A 22,714-nucleotide genomic window follows, 5' to 3' on the forward strand; every position below is an offset into this window, starting at 1 on the left:
CGGAGACCGGACATGAACATCGAAAGCGGCAAGATCGCCCCCGGCCAGGCGCGCTGCCCCGCGGTCAGCACCCAGGAGATCATCGCTGCCGACAAGGTCGCGGCCCCCGGCTGGGTGCGCTCCGAATCCTACGAATTTCTCGGCGACGAGGATATCTCGACCGACCGCTATATCGACGCCGATTATGCGAAGGCCGAGTTCGACCGGCTGTGGACGCGCACCTGGCAGTTCGCGTGTCGCGAGGAGCATATCCGCGAGGTCGGCGACTATCATGTCTATGATCTCGGCCCCTACAGCTTCATCGTCACCCGCGTCGCCGAGAATGAGGTCCGCGCCTATTTCAACGCCTGCCTCCACCGCGGCACCAAGCTGCGCGCCTCGGGCAGCGAGGGCTGGGCGAGCGAGTTCAAATGCAGCTTCCACGGCTGGAGCTGGAACATCGACGGCAGCAACAAGCAGGTCGTGTGCCCCTGGGATTTCCCCCATGTCGACCGCGCGAAACTGACCCTGCCTGAGGCACGGGTCGAACTGCTCGGCGGCTTCGTGTGGATCAACATGGACCCCGACGCCCCGACCCTGGCGGACTATCTCGGTGCGGAGGCGCTTGCGCACATCACCGCGTGGAAGCTCGAGGATCGCTATATCGCGGTCCATGTCTCCAAGCCGATCCCGGCCAACTGGAAGCTGACGATCGAGGCTTTCCAGGAGGCCTATCATGTCATCGAGACCCACCCGCAGGTCGCGGTCTCGAACGCCGACGCCAATTCGCAATATGATGTCTATGGCGAGCATGTCGACCGCTTCATCTCGCCGCTCGGCGTGCTCAGCCCGCATCTCGAGGGGCAATATAGCGAGCAGGACATTCTCGACCAGTTCACCGTCGGCGACAGCTCGTTCCTCGACGGCGGCAAGCCGACCGTCGGCGACGGCAGCGCCCGCCAGGTGATGGCCGACATGTTCCGCGGCATGTTCGAGACCGCGACCAGCGCCGATCTCAGCGGCGTGTCGGATTCGGAGATCCTCGACTGCTTCTCCTACACGATCTTCCCGAACACCTTCCTGTTCCCGGGCATCTCGCTACCGATGGTCTATCGCTTCCGGCCCAATCCGCGCAATCACCGCGAGACGCTCTACGAGGTGATGTTCCTGCGCCCGGTCGGTGCCGATGGCGTGCGTCCCGATCCCGCCGAACAGGTCCAGCTCACCGCCGACCAGTCCTTCTGCGAGGCGGAGGGCATGGATCCCGGCTTCGGTGCGATCCTCGACCAGGACACCGACAATCTCTTCCTCCAGCAGGAAGGGATCGAGGCCAGCGCCAAACATGGCCTGACGCTCGGCAATTATCAGGAAATCCGCGTCCGCCATTTCGAGAAGGCGGTCGAGAAATATATGGCGATGCCGGCCAAGCGGCCCGACTGGCGCCAATCGCAGCCGCGCTGAATTTTTCGCATCGCTCACCGCCGGGGGCGGCGGTACGACCGGCATCGTCGCCAGTTCGGGCGAGCGATGCCGGTCGAGTGTCAAAACCCGATCAGCAGCCGCGCTTGTCGGCGGTCCGCTTCTTGTCGATATGGCGTCCGAGCAACGCGCCGCCGACACCACCGGCCACCGTGCCCACGGTCCCGCCGCCGACCGCATCGCCCGCCAGCGCACCGCCGACGCCACCGACCACGGTCCCGACCGTGCCGCTGCCGCCGCCGCATTTGCGATGATGGTCGCGGTCGTCGCGGCGGTCATAGTCGCGGCGATCATTGTCGTAATGGCGGTCGCGGGCCGCGAATGCCGGCGGTGAGACGGCGATGGGACCAGCGATAACGGCCGCCAGCGCGGCGGTAAGAAGCGCGTTCTTCATGATATTCTCCTGAGGATCGCCGCACCAACGCGCGGATTTCCACAGGGTTGCTCGCCTCCGCCCGTCAGCGGCTCGGCTCGACAGGGAATGCCATTCGTCGGCAGCGCCTACCGCCCGCGGAACTTGCCTTTCCGCCGCTCGCCGAACGCCGCCAGCGCCTCCTGATGATCCTCGGTCTGCATCGAGTAGATCTCATAGGCGAGCGAAGCCTCGAACCCCGACTGGGTCATCTGCTTGAGCGCGACGTTCATGCTCGACTTGGTGTAATTGACCGCATGCGGCGGCAGGTCGCGCAGCTTTTCGGCGAGCGCCTGGACATGCGCGTCGAGCTCGTCGTCGGGCAGCACCCGGTTGATCAGGCCGATCCGCTCGGCGACCTCGGCCGGCACCGGATCGCCGGTCAGCAGATATTCCTTGGCGCGGTGGAAGCCGATCGCCAGCGGCCACAGCAGCACCCCGCCATCGCCCGCGACCAGCCCCGCCTTGACATGGCTGTCGCAGATCTTCGCATTGGGCGCGGCGAACACCATGTCGCAGGCGATCGCCAGATTGGCGCCGAGCCCGAACGCCGGCCCGCGCACCTTGGCGATCACCGGCTTCTCGCAGTCGATGATCCCCATCACGTGCCGGCGGGCGATCCGCGAGGTGATGTTGAGCGGGATGGTCTTCTCTTCGCCATCCTCGCTGGCCGCGAGCGCGGTCAGGTCGGCGCCCGAGCAGAAACTGTCGCCTTCGCCGGTCAGGATCACCACCGAAACCTCGGGGTCGTCCCAGATATCGTCCCAGACCTTGGCGAGCTCGACGCTCATCGCCGGGGTCACCGCGTTGCGCCGGCCGGGGTTGGACAGGGTGACCGTCATGATCCGGTCGACCAGCGACAGCTTGAGCGCGCGATAGGCCGAATAATCGACAACGCGTTCCGGTTCGAAGGCCATCGCTCACTCCCCATGTCAGATCATCGGGCAGGCTGTAGCGGGCGGGCGCCGCGCTCGGCAAGCCAGGGGCCGCATCCATCGGCTCACCGATGAATGGCGACCGCGCAGCCCGGATGACTGGGCCGGAACGCCGGCTTATCCTTGATGGTCGCAGCCGTGGTTGGGCTCGCGCGACCCGCCATCCGCTCCTAACCCTCGAACCAGGACGACCGGACCGGGCAGGGGAATGACACGCGCGTGACGAAATCGGTGGTGACGCTCCAGGATCGCTATGACCAGCGCACGGGCCGGGTGTTCCTGTCCTCGATGCAGGCGCTCGTCCGCCTCGGCGTCGACCGCGCCCGGTTCGATCGCGCCGCCGGCCTGAAGACCGCGGGCTATGTCACCGGCTATCGCGGCTCGCCGATCACCACCCTCGATGCCCAGCTCTGGGCGGCGAAGCCGCTGCTCGACGCCCATCACATCCATTTCGAACCGGGCCTCAACGAGGAACTCGCCGCCACCAGCCTGCGCGGCACCCAGCAGCTCGGCTGGTTCGGCCCCGCCCGTTTCGATGGCGTGTTCGCTATGTGGTATGCCAAGGGGCTCGGCGTCGACCGCGCCTGCGAGGCGCTCAAGCTCGCCAATTTCGAGGGGGCCTCGGCCACCGGCGGGGTGCTCGTCGTCGCCGGTGACGATCATGCTGCCAAATCGTCGGCCTCGGCGCACCAGTCCGACCATGTCCTGATCGCGAGCTTCATCCCGATCCTCGCGCCGTCGACGACCGCCGAGATCCTCGAATATGGCCTGCTCGGCTGGGAGCTGTCGCGCTTCAGCGGCCTCTATGTCGGGATGAAGACCGTCACCGACACGCTCGACCTGACCGCGTCGGTGACGTTGCCAGGGATCGCGCCGGTTCGCCCCGACCTCGCGGGCCCGCAGCGCAACCTCCAGCGCGGCCTGCCGCCGCTGCCGCAGGAATCGCTGGTGGTGAACGTCCGGCTGCCCGCCGCGATCGCCTTCGCCCGCGCCAACCGGCTCAACCGTGTCGATATCGCCGCCGAGCGGCCCATGCTCACCATCGTCACCGCTGGCAAGGCCTGGCTCGACGTCCGCCAGGCGCTGATCGACCTCGGCCTCGACGACGCCCGCTGCGCCGCGCTCGGCATCGCCCTGGTCAAGCTCGGCATGACCTGGCCGCTCGACCCCGACTTCGTCCGCACCGCCTGCGCCGGCAGTCGCGAACTGCTGGTGGTCGAGGAGAAGCGCCCGGTGATCGAGGAGCAACTGGCGGCCGCGCTTTATCCGCTGCCGGGCGCGCGGCCCGCGATCGTCGGCAAGCGCGACGAGCAGGGGCGGCCCTTGTTCGCGCTCGACGGGGTGCTCGACGCGGGTATCGTCCGTCGCGCGCTCGTCGCCCGGCTTGGTGCGCTCGGCATCTTCGATCCGGTGCTCGCCGCCCATGCCGAACGCTGGCAGGCGATCGACCGCGCCGAGACGGCCCCCGCCGCGGCGATCCGTCCGGCCTTCTTCTGCTCGGGCTGTCCGCACAACTCGAGCACCGTCGTGCCCGACGGCAGCTTCGCGATGGGGGCGACCGGCTGCCACGGCCTGGCGGCCTTCATGCCCGAACGACGGACGATGAACGTCGTCGGCATGGGCGCCGAGGGGCTCGCCTGGGTCGGTGCCCAGCATTTCGTCGAGACGCCCCATGTCTTCGCGAACATGGGCGACGGCACCTACACCCATTCGGGCATCCTCGCGATCCGCGCCGCGGTCGCCGCCAAGGCCAATGTCACCTTCAAGATCCTCTACAACGACGCGGTGGCGATGACCGGCGGCCAGCCGCTCGAAGGCAATGTCGACGTCGATCTGATCGTTCACGAGCTGCTCGCCGAGCGGGTCGATCCGGTGGTGCTGGTCAGCGACGAGCCCGAGAAATTCGCGGGCCGCTTCCCAGCGACGGTCGCGGTCCACCACCGCGACGATCTCGACGCGGTCCAGCGCCGGCTGCGCGACGTCCGTGGCACCTCGGCGCTCGTCTATGAACAGACCTGCGCCAACGAGAAGCGCCGCCGCCGCAAGCGCGGCACCCATGCCGATCCCGACCTGCGGTTGCTGATCAACCCGGCGGTCTGCGAGGGCTGCGGCGACTGCTCGCGCGAGTCGAACTGCGTCAGCGTCCAGCCGCTCGAGACCGAATATGGCCGAAAGCGCCGGATCGACCAGTCGAACTGCAACAAGGATTATAGCTGCATCAAGGGCTTCTGCCCGTCCTTCGTCAGCATCCGCGGCGGCACCCCGGCGAAGCGCGCGGTCGATCTCGCTGCGCTCGACGGGCTGATCGCGCTGCTCGGCCACCCGGCGGTCGTCGACGTCGCGGGCAGCTATTCGATGCTGGTGACCGGGATCGGCGGCACCGGGGTGCTCACCGTCGGCGCGATCCTCGGCATGGCCGCGCATATCGAAGGCAAGGCCGCCAAGATCCTCGACATGACCGGCATGGCGCAGAAGGGCGGCGGGGTGATGAGTCATGTCCGCTTCGCGGCCGATGTCGATGCGATCCCCAGCGCCCGGCTCGGTGCCGGCCAGGCCGATCTGCTGATCGCCTGCGACCTGGTCGTCGCCTCGGGGCCCGACGTCGTCCGCACGATCCGTGCCGATAGCCGGGTGATCGCCAATGAAGATGTCGTGCCGACCGGCGAGTTCCAGACCCGCGCCGACCTCGATCTGCGCCCGGCGCGCTTCCTCGACGCAATCGAACGGCGGGTGGACACGGACAATATCGCGCTGCTGCGCGCCAACGAACTCGCCGCCAAATTGCTCGGCGACACCATCTTCGCCAATTTGATGATGGTCGGCTTCGCCGCGCAACAGGGGCTGCTTCCGGTCGGTATTCCGGCGATCGAGGAAGCGGTCCGGCTCAACGGCACCGCGGTGAAGGCCAATCTCCAGGCCTTCGCGCTCGGCCGGCTCGCCGCCGCCTTTCCCGCCCAACTGCTCGATTTCGCCGACCTCGGCGATGCGTCGCCCGCGCCGAAGACGCTCGGTGCGATGCTCGACAGCCGCTCGCGCCATCTGGCGGGGTGGCAGGACGCTGCGCTGGCCCAGGGCTATCGCGACGCCGTCGCCGATCTCGGCGGCCGGCTGCGCGCGCGGGGCATCGTCGATCCCGATCCGCTGCTCATGGTCTTCGCCGACCAGCTCGCGCGGCTGATCGCCTATAAGGACGAATATGAGGTCGCGCGGCTCTACAGCCTGCCGGGGTTCCGCGCCTCGCTCGCCGAACAGTTCGACGGCGATCTCAAGATCTCGCTCAACCTCGCACCGCCGCTGCTCGCCTTCCGCCGCGATGCCAAGACCGGCCGGCCGCGCAAGATCGCCTTCGGCCCCTGGATCTTCCCGGTGCTCGCGGTGATGGCGCGGATGAAGCGGCTGCGCGGCACGCTCCTCGATCCGTTCGGCCACACCGCCGAACGCCGCATGGAGCGTCGCCTCGCCGGCGAGTACCGCGCGTTGATGGTGTCGCTCACCGACCGGGTCACCGATGCGACCCTGCCGATCGCCACCGAGATCGCCGCCGCAGCAGCGCTGGTTGCGGGCTATGGCCCGGTCAAGCATGCCGGCGTCGCCGCCTATGAGGCGCGGATCGCGACCCTGCTCGCCGATTTCGACGCCGCACTGACGCCGCCGCAGCCCGATCGGCGCGAGGTCGCGAAGCAACTGGCCTAACCCGTCGACCCGGCCTATCATCCTTGCATCAGGAGGATCGGCATATGACCCTGGTCGACCAGCTCGCGCGCTACGCCGCCTATCATCGCGATCGCCGCAACATCGCCACCCATATGATCGGCGTGCCGCTGATCGTCGTCGCGGTCGAGATATTGCTCTCGCGCCCGCACATCGTCGTCGGCCCGGTCGCACTCACCCCGGCGATGCTGCTGTCGGTGGCGACCGCCGCCTTCTATCTGCGCCTCGACCTGGCGATCGGCGCGCTGATGGCGCTACTGCTCGGCCTTGGCGCCTGGGCGGGGTTGGCCATCGCGGGTCTGCCGACCGGTGCGTGGCTCGCTGCCGGGCTTGGCGGCTTCGTGATCGGCTGGATCATCCAGCTCGTCGGCCATGTCTATGAGGGCCGCAAGCCCGCCTTTGTCGACGATATCGTCGGCCTGCTGATCGGCCCGCTGTTCGTCGTCGCCGAAATCCTCGTCGCGCTCGGTCTTCGCCGCGACCTGCGGGCGGCGATCGCCCCGGCCGGCCCGCCCGCGCCGGTGCGCTGAATGGCCGACACCGCGCGCCTCGTCGAATTCCAACTGCGCCGGACCGGCGACGGCACTCCAGGCTACAAGCTCGAAAACGCCTTCGGCCAGTCGGTCCAGGTGCTGCCGCGCCCGCCCTCGTTCCGGGCGACCCTCAGCCTCGAATGGGAGGGAGCGATGCCCGACGAGGTCGCCGATCTCGTCGAACGCGCGCGGGCGCTCGGCATCGTGGTCGGCGATTGACAATCCCATACGCCATCGGCTTTATGATACACTATATGTCATAAAGCCGATGGAGGCTGTGCGTGGCCGATTATGAGACCGCCGATTTCTACAATGACCGCTGGCTGGTCGACGATCCGCACGCCTATTTCGACCATCTCCGCGCCAAGGGGCCGGTGACGCGGCTGCCCAGGCACAATGTCGTTGCGGTCACCGGCTATGAGGAAACGATCCAGGTGATGCTCGACACCGAGCATTTCTCGAGCATCAATGCGGTCACCGGCCCGATCCCGGGGCTCCCCTTTGCCGTGCATGGCGACGACATCACCGCCGAGCTCGAGGCGGCACGCACCAAGATGCCGTTCGCCGACCAGATCGTCACCGAAAGCGGCGAACGCCATCTCAAGCTGCGCTCGCTGCTCGCGCGGCTGTTCACGCCCAGCCGGCTCAAGAAGCTCGAAGCCGGGCTCGCCGCGACCGCCGACGGGCTGATCGACGAGTTCGTCGCCGACGGCAAATGCGACCTCGTCCGCCAATATGGCGGGCCCTATGCGACCCTGGTGATCGCCGACCTGCTCGACATCCCGCCCGCCGGCCGGCGCCGGTTCCGCGAACTGCTCAAGGATGCGGTTCCCGCCGAGATCGGTGCGACTCCCGAGGACATGATGAAGAACCCGCTGGTCGATCTCGGCAAGACGATGTTCGGTTACATCGCCAAGCGCCGGCTGATCAACCAGCCCGCGATCAAGGCGGTTCGCCGGCTGTTCGGCGGCGCGAAGGCCGGCAGCGGGGACATCCTCACCGAACTCGCGCTCGCCAAATTCGCCGACGGCTCGACCCCGACCCTGGTCGACCTCACCGGGCTCGGCGCCTTCCTGTTCGGGGCGGGGCAGGATACCACCAACCGGCTGCTCGCCAACGCCTTTCGCGTGATCGCGACCCGGCCCGACATCCAGCAGCAACTGCGCGACACCCCGAAACGCATCCCCGATTTCCTCGAAGAGGTGCTGCGCTTCGACGGTTCGGTGAAGAGCGGCGGCCGCATGTGCCAGAAGACGACGACCCTGGGCGGGGTCGAGATCAAGGCCGGCACCACCATCCTGATGTCGCACATGGCCGCCAACCGCGACCCGCGCCGCTTCGACAATCCCGGCGCGTTCGACATGGACCGCCCCAAGGCCAAGGAACATCTCGCCTTCGGCCGCGGCGCCCACACCTGCATCGGCGCCCCGCTCGCCCGCAAGGAGGTCGCGGTCAGCATCGAACGGCTGCTCGCCCGCATGGGCAATATCCGCCTGTCGGAGGCGCATCACGGCCCCGAAGGCGCCCGTCGCTTCGATTATGAGCCGACCTACATCCTGCGCGCGCTCAAGAGCCTCCACCTCGAATTCGATCCGAAGTGACGCCGCCGCTCAGTTCGGAAGTCCAGCGATAGGCGGTGAAAACAGGCTTTCCGCCGCCAGTCTCTCGGGGGATTGATAGGCGCCGTAGAGCAGGGGCGCGAGCAGCCGCCGGGCGAGGTCGACCTGGCCTTCGCGGATCAGTTCCTGTCCCAGGTACAGGCGCGGCGCCGGCGCGGCCGGGACGCTGCGGATCACCTGGGCGATCCCGCGCATCGCATCCTGCGGCACCGGCTCGCCGGCCCGGGCGAAGCTCAGGAAATAGGCGATCCGGGGCAGGGGCGCTTCTCCATCGATCTGGATCGCCCGCGCGATCGATGCCCGCGCGTCGGCGAGGCGCGGCGACCGGCTCTCGACCGGGCCGCCGATCGCCTGCGCGGTCAGGGCGACGCCTTTCCAGGTCAGGGCTTCGGCGTCGTCGGCCGACCGCGACAGCATGCGTTCGGCCGAGGCCAGGCAGTCGTCGGCCATGCCGCCGCGACATGCGGCCTCGGCTAAGAGCAGCAGCGCATCGCGATCATGAGCGAGCGCGGCGACCCTGTCGCTCAGTTGCCCGGCCCACGCGATCGATGGCGTCGTCGTCGCCCCGGGATCGGGTGCGACAGGCGCCGCTCCGAGCTGGGACGCGACTTCGAGCTTGGCCTCGACAAGGGCGCCTTGCGCCGCGGAAAGCGTGGTAATGCGGGGTGTATCGATCGGTACCGGTGGCGGCTCGGCATGGGCGAAGGCAATCGGACGGCGGGCATAGGCAAGGATCTCGCGCTGCAATTGGCGCATATTCCCGAACAGCGCGGCGGCATCGGCCATCGGTACGCCTTGCCGGATCGACGCCATATAGTGCTCGAACTGCGCTTTCCGGTCGGGCTTCAGATTGGCGTAAATGAAATAATGGCCCAGCAGCCAGGCGGCATAGGGCGACCAGGACGCATCCCTGGCACCGGCATCGAGATAACGCCCGGTCATGATGTCGCCGACGTCGGGATATCCATAGGAACGGAACACGCTCTGGTAATTGGGCGGCGGCCGGCCATAATCGATCGCGCCGCCGGGCGCGATCGCGATGGTCGAATAAAATGCGCCGATGGCGTCGAGATACCAGCGCGGATAGGCCGCCGGCAGGTAGGTCAGCATGAAATGCTGCGCATAGCTCGCATAGAGCCGGGATTCCCACGATCGCACCGCCGGGGCCACATAGCCGGCATTGGTGCCGCCGATATGCGCGCCGCCGCTGGCCGCCAGCCCCGGGGCGGGGGAGGCCCCGCACAGCTCGGCTCCCCCGCCGGCCTGGTAATCGTCGCAGTCGAGCGCGAAGCGGCGGCTGGTGTCGAGCTTGATGTTCTGGTTCGTGCGGGCGATTGCCAATATATCGCCTTCGATCCCGAAATCGAAATAGCGCGGCGTCGAAAACGGCTTGGAGAAAGGCCCCTCCTGCGACCGCACATCGTGCAGGTCCATCGCACGCAGCTGCGCCTCGTCGTCGAGCAGCGTGATATGGATCTTGCGGGGATCGTCGGGTTCGTTGCCGCGCAGATAGAGGCGGGACATCAGTCGGTGGAGGCTTTCCAGGTCGGTGACGACCCGCTTCAGCATGTCCTCGCTTCCGGTGCTGTCGACGATGACATGGTCGGCCTCGGCGCGCTTCCAGGCGCTCTTCTTCGCTTCGATCCGTCCCTCGACGACGATGTCGTTCCGGCCGCTCGCGGCCGCGCCGTTTCTCTCATCCTGGGCGCGGGCGGGATCGGTCGGAGACAGCATGAGGCTCATCGCGCACAGGATCAGCGCGCGCGAGGCAAGGCCGTAAAGGGCGCTGGGCAAGTGCATCGACGGCAACGACTCCCGAAGGGAAGCGACGGCGGCCGCAGAAGGGAAGACTTTTGTCGCGCAGGCAAGCATAACCGACGGAAATCGCTCCATATCGGATGATTTGCCGCCGCACATCTCGGCATCGATCATTTTCACCGGGGATCGATGTGGCATCCGATGCTATGCCGCGCCGGTCATCGATCGGGGTCTCTGCCAACCATGCGAACGTCACTGAAACCGCTCCTCTTCGCGCTGACCTTGTCGCTCGCGGCGCCCGCCTGCGCCACCTTCTCGATCGTCGCCTGCGATCCCGGCGGCGCGTGCGGGGCTGCGGTCGCGACCAACAATCTCGCGGTCGGCGCGACCGTGATCTATGCGCAGGCCCGGGTCGGCGCGGTCGCCACCCAGTTCGAAACCAACCCGTCCTACGGCCCCAAGGGGCTCGCGCTGCTTCAGAGCGGCGCGACCGCGCGCGCCACGGTCGACCAGCTCGTCCGCACCGATGACGGCTTCGAAGGGCAGGACGCGTCGTGGCGCCAGGTCGGCGTCGTCGGCCGCGCCGGCGATGGCGCCAGCTACACCGGCAGGGAGGCGCTGGCATCGCCCTGGGCGGGATCGGTCGCCGGCCCCGGCTTCGCGATCCAGGGCAATGGTCTCGCCGGCGAGGCGGTGGTCGCGGCGATGCGCGCGGCCTTCCTCGCCGCCAAAGGTGCGCTCGCCGATCGGCTGCTCGCCGCGGTCGAAGCGGGGCAGGCGGCGGGCGGCCAGACCAGCGGCCGGCTCTCGGCGGCGCTGCTGGTGCGCACCCCCGATGGCGGTTTCCAGGACATCGACCTGCGCGTCGATGCCGCCGACCAGCCTTTGCCCGAACTGCGCCGACTGCTGTCGTGGCATGAGGCCAATGACGCGATCGTCCGCGCCGAGCGCGCCCAGCGCCGCGGCAAGCCGGCCGAGGCACAGGCGGCGCTGGCCGAGGCGGTCCGACTCGGCTTCGGCTGGGACCGCATCTGGCGCCGCGCCGCCCGGCTGCAGATGGCGCTCGGCGCCCGCGATGCCGCAGTCCAGGCACTCGCCGCGTTCATGCACCTCAACCCCGGCTGGGCGCGGCGCGAACTCGACGATCCGGTCTTCGCGCCGCTTGCGAACGATCCGGCGGTGGCCGGCTGGCGTAGCTCCGATTAGGGCTTCGCATGGGCGACGATCCAGTCGCGCACGATTCCGATCGCCGACGGCGCGATGCTCTCCTCGATCCGGGCATATTCGGCGACCTGCCCGGTCCTAGCGGTCTGGAACAGATGGTTGAGCCCGGGCAACTCGACAACGGTCGCGTCGCGATTGGCATGGAGCGCCGCCTTGATCGCCGCGAGATTTTTCGCCGCCGGCACCTGGAGGTCGAGCGATCCGCCGACCGCCAGCACCGGACAATCGACCTGCGCCAGGATCGGCCGCGGATCGGTCCGCGCGAACCAGCGCATCCACGGGCTGGCGATCACCTGCAGGCCATCGGGCAGCGGCGCGTCGGGCGTCGGCGCGATCCGCCGCCAGGCCGTGTCGAGCGCGCCGTCGGCCGCGGCCTGGTCGGGCGCATCCTTCACCGCGTCGTAGAGCCCGCGCATCGTCGCATTGGCGCGCTCGACCGTCGCCGCCGGCACCCCGGCGGCGCGCTCCATCAGCCTTTTCTGGTCGAGCATCACCTCCTCGCCCGGCAGCCCCGGCCCGGCGAGCAGCACGACGAAGGCGATCGCCCGATCGCGGCTGGCGACCAAGGGCGCGATCAGCCCGCCTTCGCTATGCCCCATCAGCCCGATCCGGCGCGGATCGATGTCGCCGCGCGATCGCAGGAACGCCACGCCCGCCGCGACGTCGCCGGCAAAGTCGGCGCTGGTCGCGCTGCGGATCTCGCCGGTCGATCCGCCCATCCGCCGGTCGTCGACCCGCAGCACCGCGATCCCGCGCCGGGTCAGGACATCGGCCCATATCGCGAACGGCCTGTGCCCGAAGATCGTCTCGTCGCGATCCTCCTGCCCCGAACCGGTGATCAGCAGCACCGCGGGAAAGGGGCTGTGGCCGATCGGCAGGGTCAGCGTCCCCGCGAGATGCGCCTTGCCCGCGACATTGTCATAGCCGACCTCCTCGGCGCGATAGGGGAAGGGCGGCCGCGGCGTCTGCGGCCGGGGCAGGACCCCGGCCTCGCCGGGCTGCGATCGGGCGAGGTTCAGCGCTTGCGTGCCCTCGCCATGCGACCAGGTCCCGCCGAGGCTGCGGCCATCGGCGGCGAGGGTCGCGTCGAAGCTCGCGTCGATCAGCGCGATCGCGAATCGGTAATGCGCGCCGTCCTCGGCGACCGCGGTGATCGGCACGCCGAACGCGTTCTGGCTCGGGCTGTCGCAGGTCGCGGTCCTGTGGCCGGGCTCACCGGCGACATGCAGGACGATCGGGATCGCCTGTCCGCTTTTCGAGGACAATGTCCCATGCCAGTCGCCGGCGACCGTCTGTGCGGTCTCGAAGGATGCGGCGAGCGGCGCGGGGGCAGGGGCGGCGGGTATCGCCGCGGTCAGGGCAAGGGCATAGGCAAGCGCGATCATGGCATAGCCTCTCATGCATGGGGGTTTCGACGGGATCGGGGGAGGGGGTTAGCCGCCGGCGCGACGCTGCCGCTGGAACAGCCAGGAATAGAGGATCGGCGGCACGACCGCGCAGCCGATCGCGATCCGCACCGACAGGCTGCGCGTCGTCGGATCGATCGGCAGCAGCGCCGCGAGCAGGATCGCCGCGCCCGCGGCGATCATCGTCTTCGCCCCGAACCGGTGGGTCGCGATCCAGTTCGCCTCGTCGGCCATCGTCCACGGGGTGCGGATGCCGACGAAATGGCCGGGCCGCGATTTGGGCAGCGCATTGCCGATCATGATCAGCAGCATCCCCATGCCGGCGATCAGCAGATGGCCGGGCAGGGCGATGCCGAACGCCGGGGCCGCCGCCATCGCCTCGACCAGCACCATCATCGCCAGCAGCCCGCCCCAGACCGCGCGCAGCAGGCCCGCGCTGCGTTCGATGCGATCGCGGGCCGCCTCGATCCGCGGCAGGATCACCATCAGCCCCGACAGTCCGGCGCACAGCATCACCGGCGCGAACAGCGCGACCGGCGCGCCGGCGAAGCCGTCGGCCTGACCGCCGGCATTCCAGTGGACCGGCAGCCTCGTCCCCGCCGGCAGCCGCGCCGCGGCCACCGCCGCCACGCCGGCAAGCAGGAGGATCGTCGCCGCCGAGGCGATCTTCAGCGCACGGTCGGACATGTCGGTACCTCCTTGAGCAACGCCTCCTTGGCCGGCAGTTCCCTGCTCTCGCCGGCGCCCAGCCGCTCCATGAACCCCATCACCACTTCCTCGACCACCGACAGGTTGAGCGTGTAGGTGATGCTGCCCGCCTTGCTTTCGGCCTGGATCAACCCCGCCGCCTTCAGCTTGGCGAAATGCGCCGACATCGTCGGCTTCGACACCGGAAAGGCGTCGGCCAGCGCGCCGGCGGTCATCCCGCCGCCCTTCAGAAGCTCCAGCACCTGCCGCCGCGTCGGATGCGCGAGCGCGTCGAAAACCTCGTTCATGCGATCACCTATTGGCTAATACGCTAAATAGCTAATCTGATTGCGATCCACAAGGGGCCGAACCCGCATTCGTCGCATCTCGGGATCGCGCAGGGCTTGGGGGCGGCGCTCAGCCGGGCAGCGCGTCCAGCCGCGGGACCTGCTCCAGTTGGTCGTCCCACGACGCCCTGCTCGCACAGCAGATATGCGCCATCGGCCGGATGGCGATCGCGCTGTCGATGCTGCCGGCCGGAACGACCAGCAGGCCGCCCTCGGCATGCACGCCGGGCAGCGCCGATCCGCACGCGGTGCAGAAACTGCGTTCGTGCCGTGTCCCGGGAACGCGGAACGTCGCCACATTCTCGCGGCCCGAAAGCCAGGCGATGCTCGCCTTCGACGAGAAGAGATTGGCCCCGTGCGCCGATCCACTGCCTTTGCGGCAGCGCGAGCAATGGCACAGGAAAAAACTCTCGAACGCGCCCGATATCCGGAACGTGACCCGGCCGCACAGGCATCCGCCGTCATGGGTTTCGGACATGGTGTTTTCTCTCATCGGTTATCAGCACTGGTTTGTCGGTTGGCAGTCCCGAAAGGATAATGGGAGTAAAAGAACATGGCCGATGCTGGCCAGCGCAACCTTGAGCAGGGGGTGTTTGCCTCGACCTTAGGTCAGCCATCGGCACCCATCGTTCCTATATAGCGTTCGAGATCTTCGACCGGGACGTCGATGAACCTGCCGGCTTCCACTTGCGCCCAACCGATTTCTATCGCCTCGCATAATGCTTCGCTCAGCTTCTGAAGGCGGTCCAATGAGGATGTGTCGATCGTGCACGACGGACGATCGGCAGGAAAAATGCTGTAGGTCTTCACGCGGGCACTCCTTTTGAGAGCTGATGCGGATTTCGAGTTCGATACGCCACGCTTCGATGGGGATGCAAGGCGCGCCCTAGGCTCGCCAAAAGACCAGTCGCGAAACGCCCTCGCTTGACACCGTTGCAGCGATGCGTACTTATCAGTAGGTCATATTCCGATAGGTAATAATCATATGGGCGGAGGTGGTCGGATGCAGTGGAAAACGGCCTTCAGGCTCCGCTCGCGTGCGAGGTGCTGACCATGACCGACTCGATCCTGTTCGAACGCGACGGCGCGGTCGCCCGCATCACCCTCAACCGCCCCGATGTCGGCAATGCGCTCGATATCCCGATGTGCCGCGCGCTGCTCGAGGCGGCGATCGCCTGCGACGAGGATGACGGCATAGGCTGCGTGCTGCTCACCGGCGCCGGCAAGCTGTTCTGCGCGGGCGGCGACGTCGCCGCCTTTGCGGGGGCTGGGGACAGCCTGCCAGCCTTCCTCAAGGAGATCACCGCTTATGTCCATGCCGCGATCACCCGGCTGATGCGGATGGACAAGCCGGTCGTCACCGCGATCAACGGCGCCGCCGCGGGGGCCGGGGTCGGCTTGGCGCTGCTCGGCGACATCGCGCTGGCGGCGCCGAAGGCGCAGTTCGCGCTCGCTTATACCGGGCTCGGCCTCTCGCCCGACGGTGGTACCACCTGGCTGCTGCCGCGGCTCGTCGGGCTGCGCCAGGCGCAGGAACTCTGCCTGCGCAACAAGCGCGTCCCCGCCGCCGAGGCCGCTACGATCGGCATGATCACCCGCGTCGTCGACGGGGATCTGCTCGCCGAGGCGACCGCCGTCGCGCACGAACTGGCGAGCGCCGCCACCCCCGCGCTCGGTGTCACCCGCCGGCTGCTGCTCGACGGCGCGACCGCCTCGCTCGAAACCCATCTCGAGGCCGAGGCGCGCGGCATCGCGTCGCTCGCCCGCACCTGGCAGGGCCGCGAGGGTGTCGCCGCCTTCGTCGAGAAGCGTGTCCCTAATTTCACCGACAAACCCGGAGCATAAGTCATGGCCGAAGCCTATATCGTCGAAGCGGTCCGCACCGCCGGCGGGCGCCGCAAGGGCGCGCTCGCCGATGTCCACCCCGCCGATCTCGGCGGTGCCGTCCTCGACGCGCTGGTCGACCGCACCGGGGTCGATCCGGCGGCGATCGAGGACGTCATCGTCGGCTGCGTCACCCAGGCCGGCGAACAGGCCTTCGCCTTCGGCCGCAACCTCGTCCTCGCCTCGAAGCTGCCCGACAGCGTTCCCGCGGTGACGATCGACCGCCAGTGCGGATCGTCGCAGCAGGCGGTCCACTTCGCCGCGCAGGCGATCATGTCGGGCACCCAGGATCTCGTCATCGCCGCGGGCGCCGAGAGCATGACCCGGGTGCCGATGAACTCGAACCACACCCTCCATGCCCAGGCCGGGATCGGCACCGGCCCCTGGTCGAAGGCGATCCTCAACCGCTACGGCATCGCCGAATTCAGCCAGTTCTACGGCGCCCAGGCGATCGCCGACAAATATGGCTTCAGCCGCGAGGATATGGACGCCTTCGCGCTCGCCAGCCACCAGAAGGCCGCCGCCGCGATCGCATCGGGCGCGTTCAAGGCGGAGATCGTCCCGTTCGAGACGATCGCCGGCACCTTCGACCAGGATGAGGGCGTCCGCTTCAACAGCTCGATGGAGGCGCTCGCCGCGGTCAAGACGATCGCCGAGGGCGGCACCATCACCGCCGCCAATGCCAGCCAGATGACCGACGGGGCCTCGGGCGTGCTGGTCGCGAGCGAAGCCGCACTCAAGCGCTTCAACCTCACCCCGCTCGCGCGGATCGTCAACCTGACGGTCAGCGCCGGCGATCCGGTGATCATGCTCGAGGAACCGATCCCGGCGACCCGCAAGGCGCTCGCCCGCGCCGGCATGTCGCTCGACGATATCGACCTGTTCGAGGTCAACGAGGCCTTCGCCTCGATCCCGATGGCCTGGCTCAAGGCGCTCGGCGCCGATCCGGCGAAGCTCAACGTCAATGGCGGCGCGATCGCGCTCGGCCATCCGCTCGGCGCCTCGGGCACCAAGCTGATGTCGACCCTGATCCACGCGCTCAAGGCGCGCGGCGGCCGCTACGGCCTCCAGACGATGTGCGAGGGCGGTGGCATCGCCAATGTGACGATCATCGAACGATTGTAGAGTTTTGGAATGCGCCTTCGGCGCATACGGCACCAGCCCGCTCCCCCACCTGACCTCCCATTCAGGATACACTGTGGGAGGTCGGGTGGGGAGTGGGCTGGTGCCGCCTTGAAATGCGCTCTTTCGCGCATTTTCCAGAAGCCCTTTGATCGCCCCGGTGATGGAGCGGGGGCGATCCCCGCTCCGGGATGACAAGCCGGCCGGCTCACGATAGCCTTTTGCGGAACGGAGCGTACCGAAAATCGCGCCGGTCGAAGCAAGGGGCACGGGAGGCGGGCCATGGCATCTCAGGACGTAGCCGGTTCGGCCGAGGTCAGGGAAAATGCGTCGCTCGCGGCCAAGGCCGACGGCATCCGCCTTCTGCTCACCCGGGTCGACGGCAAGGTCCATGCGATCGAGAACAAATGCCCGCATCTCGGCCTGTCGATGACCCGCGGCAAGGTCGACGGCGCGGTGATCCATTGCCCCTGGCACGGCTCGACCTTCGATGCCTGCACCGGCGAGAATCTCGACTGGATCAGCTCGGTCGCGGGCCTGAAGGTCCCCGACTGGAGCCGCGGGCTGATCGCTTTCGGCAAGAAGCCGAGCGCGATCCGCACCTTCGCCACCCATGAGGAAGGCGGCCGCGTCTTCGTCGAGCTTTGATGGAGATATATCGATGATCACCGAACGCGCCGAACTCACGATCCGCGAGGGCCTAGAGGAGGAATTCGCCGCCGCAATGCGCGACCGCGGCCTGCCGATCCTCACCGGCTTCGACGGCGTCCAGTCGGCGCGGATCGGCCGCGGCGTCGAAAATCCCAACAAATATCTGCTGCTGGTCGAGTGGGACTCGATGGACGCGCACGCCGCCTTCAAACAGTCCGACGTCTACGGACCCTTCACCCAGATCTTCGGCCCCTACAGCATCGGCGGCGCGATGGAGCATTTCGCGATGGAGTGAGGCGCCGTCGGGCCCGCACTGCACCTTCCTATCCGGCCACCAGGCCTTTCAGATCAGAGACAGAACATGACCGACAAGACCCTCGATTGCTCCGACATCGATCAATATCTCGGCAAGGTGATGGATTTCTCGCCGCTGCGCGAGACGATCGGCAACAACGACATCCGCCGCTGGGTGCACGCGATGCACTATCCCAACCTGCTCCACTACGACCCCGCTTTCTCGGCGGCGAGCCGCTTCGGCAAGCTGGTGGCGCCGCAGAGCTTCGCGATCGCGACCGACGACGGCCATGGCGCCGCGCCCGCCTGCGTCGGCTGCATCCCCAATTCGCACCTGCTGTTCGGCGGCGACGAATGGTGGTTCTACGGCAAGGAAGTCTCGGCCGGCGACACGCTGCGCAACGAGCGCATCCCGTTCGACTATGTCGTCAAGGAAACCGGCTTCGCCGGCCCGACCTGCTTCCAGCGCGGCGACAATAATTATTACAACCAGCATGGCGACCCGATCGCCAAGCAGCGCTCGACCGCGATCCGCTACCTCGCCGAGGCCGGCGCCGCGAACACCGCGCCGGGCGACACCGAGGATCCGGTCTGGACCAAGGACGAGCTCGAGGCGCTCGAGGAGCGCAAGTTCAGCTGGATCAAGATGCTCCACGACCTCGGCCACGGCAAACGCTACTGGGACGATGTCGCGGTCGGCGACAAGCTGCCCGAGCGGGTGTTCGGCCCGCACACCATCGCCAGCTTCACCACCGAATGGCGCGCCTATCTGGTCAATACCTGGGGTACGATGGACCTGCGCGTCAACGATCTCGAGGCGCTCGGCTTCACCCGCGAAATGGCCGGCTACGAGAATGATCCGGCGATGCAGCTGATCAACCCCGAACTCACCGACGGCGCCTATTACGGCCCGTCGCGCGGCCATCTCTTCCCGGCCTGGGCGCGCACCATCGGCATGCCGCGCTCTTATGGCTATGGCGCCTCGATGGGGTCGTGGATCACCGATTACATGGCCGGCTGGGCGGGCGAGTGGGGCCAGGTCGTCCACTCAAAGGCCTCCTATCGCGGCCCGGCGCTTGGCGGCGACATCACCATCATGACCGCCGAGGTCATCGACAAGCTCGTCGACGCCGACGGCCGCAATGTCGTCCAGGTCGACGTGAAGATGGTCAACCAGCTCGGCACCACCATGGCGACCGCCAAGGCCGAGATCGAACTGCCGACCAAGGGCTGAAGGATGGGGCGGCCGCCATGTGGTGGCCGCCCCCGTCAACGTCGCTCCGGCCCCCGGGGCGGACCTTTGCCCCGTCCGAAGACGGGCATCGCCCGGAGCTGCCCCAGGTTCGCGCAAGTCCTGTCTTCACGCGGCCATCGCCGGACCGGGGAGGGTGGAAAAGCGCGACTCGATGACGGCCGCTCGGTTGCGTTCATCTGCTGGCCATGGCCAATTGGAGCGCATGAGAACTGACTTGCTCGAACTGCTTCGGCAACGGGAGATCGCCCACCCGACGAGGATCACTGCGGTTGAAATCGGTCATCGTCAGCTTCGAATAAGCCTTTCCGGTTATCCATGGTGGCAAGCCGAGCAAGATATGAACGAAGGGCGGATCGAGCTTTCGTTCGAGGGCATCGGCGAAGGGCAGATCGAGGTCGAGACGCTCCTGGACATGGATGGGAGCGAGGCGCTCGACATCTTCCGGGTATCGTCGCTGTCCGACGAAAGCTGGGCGGCCGGCAGCACATCATATGGGATATATTGCTCAGCGCCTCTGCCGGAACCGATGACGCTTTATGTCGCCGTTGAAGACTATCTCTGGGACGTTGGTGCGCTGCACTCCGCCCGAGAATATCTCAACATCCCGGAAGGCTCGCTCGCGCGCTTTTGCGAGCTGACGCAATCTCGTTCATTTCTCGTGGCGCAGGTGCCCGAGCATCTTCATCATATCATATCGGCCGAATTACAGCGTCAGAACGTGCGCCATAACGTCCTGCGGAGCGAACGGATCGCGGCCCGTGGGCTGTTCGTTCAGATCGGCCAGACCCGCTTCATATGCGAGGGCGCAACAGCGGAATTTTGAAAGCTGCCCAAGGTCCTGCCATCAACCACGCCGTTCAATCCTCGATCACGTAGCGCTCGATCTTCCCGACCAGCAACCAATAGGCCGCCACCGCCGCCAGGACATGGACGCCGACATAGACCAGCGCCCCGTCATAGGATCCGGTGCGGCTGACGATCATCCCGATCGCGATCGGGGTGAGGATGCCGCCGACGCTGCCCGCCGCGTTGAACAGCGCGCCGGTCAGCCCGATCGCCTCTTTGGGCGCGGTGTCGGCGATCACCGTCCAGCCGAGCGCACCGAAGCCCTTGCCGAAAAAGGCCGCGCACATGATCGCCACGACCACCGCGTTCGCCGCGGTATAGTTGCACAGGATGATCGTCGCGCTGAGCCCGAGGCCGATCGTGATCGGCAGCTTGCGCGCGATATCGAGCGACCCGGTGCGGCGCAGCAGCCAGTCGGAGAAGAAGCCCGCCGACACTCCGCCGACGCAGCCGCAGATCGCCGGCAGCGCCGCCACGAACCCGGCCTCGAGCATCGAGAAATGGCGCGCCTCGACCAGATAGCTCGGGAACCACGAGATGAAGAAGGTCGACAGCGAGGCGACGCAATATTGGGCGATGAAGATGCCGACCAGCATCCGGTTCGACAGCAGCCGCAGGATCGTCGTACCGCCGCCTTTGGCCGGGGTGGCCGCATCGCGCACCGCCCCGGCAGGCGGCCCGCTCTCGGCGAGGCGGGTCAGCGCGCCGCGCGCGCCGATATCGTCATATTCCTCGCGCGACAGCCGCCGGTCGCGGTCGGGCGACTGATATTGAAAGAACCACAGCAGCGCGAGACCGATGCCGATCGCCCCCATCACCGTGAAGATGTGCGGCCAGCCGGCATAATGGAACAGGAAGCCCATCAGCGGGGTGAACACCGCCAGCGACAGATATTGCGCCGAATTGAAGATCGCCCCGGCGACCCCGCGTTCGTCGGGCGGGAACCAGGCGGCGATCACCCGCGCGCAGCCCGGGGTGACCGGCGATTCGAGCACGCCGAGCAGCATCCGCAGCGCATAGAGCGCGAGCACCGGGGTCGCGATCCAGCCGGCCCCGGCGGTGAGCAGGGTCGCGGTCGACCAGCCGATCACCGCAAAGAAGATCGCGACCCGCGCGCCGATACGGTCGACGAGATAGCCGGCGGGCACCTGGGCGAGAAAATAGCTCCACGAAAAGGCCGAAAACAGCCAGCCCATCTGGATCGGATCGATGCCGAGGTCGCGCGACAGCCCGGGGGCTGCGACCGACAGGGTCGCCCGGTCGCCGGTGCTCACCGCCAGAACCGCGGTGATCAGCGCCAGCACCAAAAAGCGGCGCCGGCGGCCCCGGGCGACGGGCACGACCGCTGCGACATCGTCCATCAGGCGAACGCGATCGAGCCGTCGGGCCGGCGCGGCACCCGCCGTTCCCAGCGGACATAATTGTCGGTCGCCAGATAGGCCTCGTCGATCTCGACCCCCCAGCCGGCGCGATCGGGGCGCAGCTCGAGATGGCCGTCGCGCGGCAGATAGGGATCGATCACATAATGCGCGTCGCCGACCACCTCGCCGGCCATGCCCTCGCGCCCGGGCGGCAGCGCCTGCGGATTGGGCAGCCGATATTCGAGGATCTTGAAGTTGGGCTGGGCGGCGCAGAAATGCAGGTTCACCGCGGTCGCCAGCGGCCCCATCGGGTTGTGCGGCGCGACCGTGACATAATGCGCCTCGGCGAGCGCCGCGATCTTGCGCATCTCGAGCAGCCCGCCGACCACGCAGATGTCGGGCTGGATGATGTCGCAACCGCCGACCTGGAGCAGGCGCAGGAACTCGTAACGGCTGTAGAGCGATTCCCCGGTCGCCAGCGTGCAGTCGAGCGCGCGGTTGATCAGCCCCCAGCTTTCGAAATTCTCGGGCCGGATCGGTTCCTCGAAGAACAGCGGATCATAAGGCGCGAGCGCATTGCCGAGCTGGATCGCATGGCGCGGCTCGAAGATCTTGGCATGCGCGTCGAACGCGATCTCGAAGCTCGGGTCGACCCGCTCGCGCAGGCCGCGGAAATACTCGGCGCTGGTGCGCACGACCTCGCCCCAGCGGTTGGCGTGGATGTCGATGCGATAGGGGCTCAGCTTGAACGCCGAAAAGCCCCAATCCTCGTTGAGCATCGCCATCGCGTCCGACGCCGCCTGGTGGTCGGGGGCGGTGTAGATGCCGGCATAGACCCGGACCCGGTCGCGGGCGTGACCGCCGAGCAGCATATAGACCGGCACGTTCAGCGCCTTGGCCGATATGTCCCACAGGCAATGGTCGATCGCCGAGATCGCCGCCAGCCCGAGCGCGCCCGGGGGGAAGCGTCCCTGCTGGAGCAGCAGCTGCAGCAGATGCTCGATCCGGCGCGGGTCCTCGCCGGCGATGAACTCGGCGAGATAGTCGAGGATCGGGATCAGCGCGCGGTCGGGCCCGTGATTATAGCATTCGCCCCAGCCGGTGATCCCGGCATCGGTGTCGATCGCGACGATCACCCGTGGCCGCCCGCCATCGCGGGTCATGAAGGCGCGGAGCCGGTCTATCTTCATCGGGGCTTCCCCATCCTCATA

22 protein-coding genes are annotated in these 22,714 nt (G+C 67.6%); 12 read left to right on the plus strand and 10 right to left on the minus strand.

All coding sequences use genetic code 11. The annotated features are described in order from the left end of the window. Nucleotides 1-12: 12 nt before the first annotated feature. On the plus strand, nucleotides 13-1,440 hold the full coding sequence (locus tag AC1RM6_RS01515) for an aromatic ring-hydroxylating oxygenase subunit alpha (protein WP_493097820.1): 1,428 nt from the start codon (nucleotides 13-15) through the stop codon (nucleotides 1,438-1,440). A gap of 91 nt (nucleotides 1,441-1,531) precedes the next feature. Here the strand turns inward: AC1RM6_RS01515 and AC1RM6_RS01520 are convergent, their stop codons facing one another. Both AC1RM6_RS01520 and AC1RM6_RS01525 read right to left on the minus strand, forming a co-directional pair. Next, complete coding sequence (locus AC1RM6_RS01520) at nucleotides 1,532-1,852, minus strand: hypothetical protein (protein ID WP_493097821.1); 321 nt, start codon at nucleotides 1,850-1,852, stop codon at nucleotides 1,532-1,534. A 107-nt stretch (nucleotides 1,853-1,959) separates the two neighbouring features. Next, nucleotides 1,960-2,787 (minus strand): enoyl-CoA hydratase/isomerase family protein, encoded by an 828-nt coding sequence (locus AC1RM6_RS01525; protein ID WP_493097822.1) that lies wholly within the window; start codon nucleotides 2,785-2,787, stop codon nucleotides 1,960-1,962. Between the two features lie 237 nt (nucleotides 2,788-3,024). Between AC1RM6_RS01525 and AC1RM6_RS01530 the strand changes: the two genes are divergently transcribed. The 4 genes from AC1RM6_RS01530 to AC1RM6_RS01545 all read left to right on the plus strand — a co-directional run bounded on the left by AC1RM6_RS01530 (nucleotide 3,025) and on the right by AC1RM6_RS01545 (nucleotide 8,650). After that, nucleotides 3,025-6,498 carry an indolepyruvate ferredoxin oxidoreductase family protein gene (locus tag AC1RM6_RS01530; RefSeq protein ID WP_493097823.1) on the plus strand — a complete coding sequence of 1,158 codons (3,474 nt, stop codon included), beginning with the start codon at nucleotides 3,025-3,027 and terminating at the stop codon, nucleotides 6,496-6,498. 44 nt (nucleotides 6,499-6,542) lie between these two features. Further along, nucleotides 6,543-7,046: an Mpo1 family 2-hydroxy fatty acid dioxygenase gene (locus AC1RM6_RS01535; protein ID WP_493097824.1), complete on the plus strand. Its 504-nt coding sequence runs from the start codon at nucleotides 6,543-6,545 to the stop codon at nucleotides 7,044-7,046. After that, nucleotides 7,047-7,268, plus strand: coding sequence for a hypothetical protein (locus AC1RM6_RS01540; RefSeq protein ID WP_493097825.1), 222 nt, complete (start codon nucleotides 7,047-7,049; stop codon nucleotides 7,266-7,268). It begins immediately after the preceding gene. 62 nt (nucleotides 7,269-7,330) lie between these two features. Further along, nucleotides 7,331-8,650, plus strand: a complete 1,320-nt coding sequence (locus AC1RM6_RS01545; protein ID WP_493097826.1) for a cytochrome P450 — start codon at nucleotides 7,331-7,333, stop codon at nucleotides 8,648-8,650. A gap of 9 nt (nucleotides 8,651-8,659) precedes the next feature. Here AC1RM6_RS01545 and AC1RM6_RS01550 read toward each other — a convergent pair whose 3' ends face one another. Then, nucleotides 8,660-10,468: a hypothetical protein gene (locus AC1RM6_RS01550; RefSeq protein ID WP_493097827.1), complete on the minus strand. Its 1,809-nt coding sequence runs from the start codon at nucleotides 10,466-10,468 to the stop codon at nucleotides 8,660-8,662. 201 nt (nucleotides 10,469-10,669) lie between these two features. Between AC1RM6_RS01550 and AC1RM6_RS01555 the strand changes: the two genes are divergently transcribed. After that, complete coding sequence (locus AC1RM6_RS01555; protein ID WP_493097828.1) at nucleotides 10,670-11,632, plus strand: DUF1028 domain-containing protein; 963 nt, start codon at nucleotides 10,670-10,672, stop codon at nucleotides 11,630-11,632. Here the strand turns inward: AC1RM6_RS01555 and AC1RM6_RS01560 are convergent. The 5 genes from AC1RM6_RS01560 to AC1RM6_RS01580 form a co-directional block, all read right to left on the minus strand. Continuing rightward, complete coding sequence (locus AC1RM6_RS01560; protein WP_493097829.1) at nucleotides 11,629-13,035, minus strand: alpha/beta hydrolase family protein; 1,407 nt, start codon at nucleotides 13,033-13,035, stop codon at nucleotides 11,629-11,631. The two genes, AC1RM6_RS01555 and AC1RM6_RS01560, sit on opposite strands and share 4 nt — an antisense overlap. 48 nt (nucleotides 13,036-13,083) lie before the next feature. After that, the gene (locus AC1RM6_RS01565) at nucleotides 13,084-13,743 is read right to left on the minus strand and encodes an SdpI family protein (RefSeq protein WP_493097830.1); all 660 of its coding nucleotides are present in this window, start codon (nucleotides 13,741-13,743) and stop codon (nucleotides 13,084-13,086) included. Then, a complete protein-coding gene (locus AC1RM6_RS01570; protein ID WP_493097831.1) occupies nucleotides 13,725-14,051 on the minus strand; it encodes a metalloregulator ArsR/SmtB family transcription factor in 327 nt (108 codons plus the stop codon). The genes AC1RM6_RS01565 and AC1RM6_RS01570 overlap by 19 nt, the downstream gene beginning before the upstream one ends. 109 nt (nucleotides 14,052-14,160) lie before the next feature. Continuing rightward, nucleotides 14,161-14,568: a GFA family protein gene (locus AC1RM6_RS01575; protein ID WP_493097832.1), complete on the minus strand. Its 408-nt coding sequence runs from the start codon at nucleotides 14,566-14,568 to the stop codon at nucleotides 14,161-14,163. A gap of 131 nt (nucleotides 14,569-14,699) precedes the next feature. After that, the gene (locus tag AC1RM6_RS01580; protein WP_493097833.1) at nucleotides 14,700-14,900 is read right to left on the minus strand and encodes a hypothetical protein; all 201 of its coding nucleotides are present in this window, start codon (nucleotides 14,898-14,900) and stop codon (nucleotides 14,700-14,702) included. A 243-nt stretch (nucleotides 14,901-15,143) separates the two neighbouring features. Here AC1RM6_RS01580 and AC1RM6_RS01585 point away from each other — a divergent pair, with 243 nt between their 5' ends. The 6 genes from AC1RM6_RS01585 (at nucleotide 15,144) to AC1RM6_RS01610 (ending at nucleotide 20,119) form a co-directional block, all read left to right on the plus strand. Beyond that, the gene (locus AC1RM6_RS01585; RefSeq protein WP_493097834.1) at nucleotides 15,144-15,935 is read left to right on the plus strand and encodes an enoyl-CoA hydratase/isomerase family protein; all 792 of its coding nucleotides are present in this window, start codon (nucleotides 15,144-15,146) and stop codon (nucleotides 15,933-15,935) included. 3 nt (nucleotides 15,936-15,938) lie between these two features. Then, nucleotides 15,939-17,099, plus strand: coding sequence for an acetyl-CoA C-acetyltransferase (locus AC1RM6_RS01590; protein WP_493097835.1), 1,161 nt, complete (start codon nucleotides 15,939-15,941; stop codon nucleotides 17,097-17,099). A gap of 279 nt (nucleotides 17,100-17,378) precedes the next feature. After that, a complete protein-coding gene (locus AC1RM6_RS01595; RefSeq protein ID WP_493097836.1) occupies nucleotides 17,379-17,744 on the plus strand; it encodes a Rieske (2Fe-2S) protein in 366 nt (121 codons plus the stop codon). Between the two features lie 13 nt (nucleotides 17,745-17,757). Further along, nucleotides 17,758-18,042: an antibiotic biosynthesis monooxygenase family protein gene (locus AC1RM6_RS01600; RefSeq protein ID WP_493097837.1), complete on the plus strand. Its 285-nt coding sequence runs from the start codon at nucleotides 17,758-17,760 to the stop codon at nucleotides 18,040-18,042. A gap of 66 nt (nucleotides 18,043-18,108) precedes the next feature. After that, nucleotides 18,109-19,275 (plus strand): FAS1-like dehydratase domain-containing protein, encoded by a 1,167-nt coding sequence (locus tag AC1RM6_RS01605; protein WP_493097838.1) that lies wholly within the window; start codon nucleotides 18,109-18,111, stop codon nucleotides 19,273-19,275. Between the two features lie 235 nt (nucleotides 19,276-19,510). Next, nucleotides 19,511-20,119 (plus strand): hypothetical protein, encoded by a 609-nt coding sequence (locus tag AC1RM6_RS01610; protein ID WP_493097839.1) that lies wholly within the window; start codon nucleotides 19,511-19,513, stop codon nucleotides 20,117-20,119. A gap of 34 nt (nucleotides 20,120-20,153) precedes the next feature. Here the strand turns inward: AC1RM6_RS01610 and AC1RM6_RS01615 are convergent, their stop codons facing one another. Together AC1RM6_RS01615 and AC1RM6_RS01620 are read right to left on the minus strand one after the other, a co-directional pair. Next, nucleotides 20,154-21,503: an MFS transporter gene (locus AC1RM6_RS01615; RefSeq protein WP_493097840.1), complete on the minus strand. Its 1,350-nt coding sequence runs from the start codon at nucleotides 21,501-21,503 to the stop codon at nucleotides 20,154-20,156. Continuing rightward, nucleotides 21,503-22,693 carry a mandelate racemase/muconate lactonizing enzyme family protein gene (locus tag AC1RM6_RS01620; protein ID WP_493097841.1) on the minus strand — a complete coding sequence of 397 codons (1,191 nt, stop codon included), beginning with the start codon at nucleotides 22,691-22,693 and terminating at the stop codon, nucleotides 21,503-21,505. Before AC1RM6_RS01620 ends, AC1RM6_RS01615 begins: the two co-directional genes overlap by 1 nt. Between the last annotated feature and the right edge of the window lie 21 nt (nucleotides 22,694-22,714).

Source organism: Rhizorhabdus sp. GW822-FHT03C02, assembly GCF_058801765.1.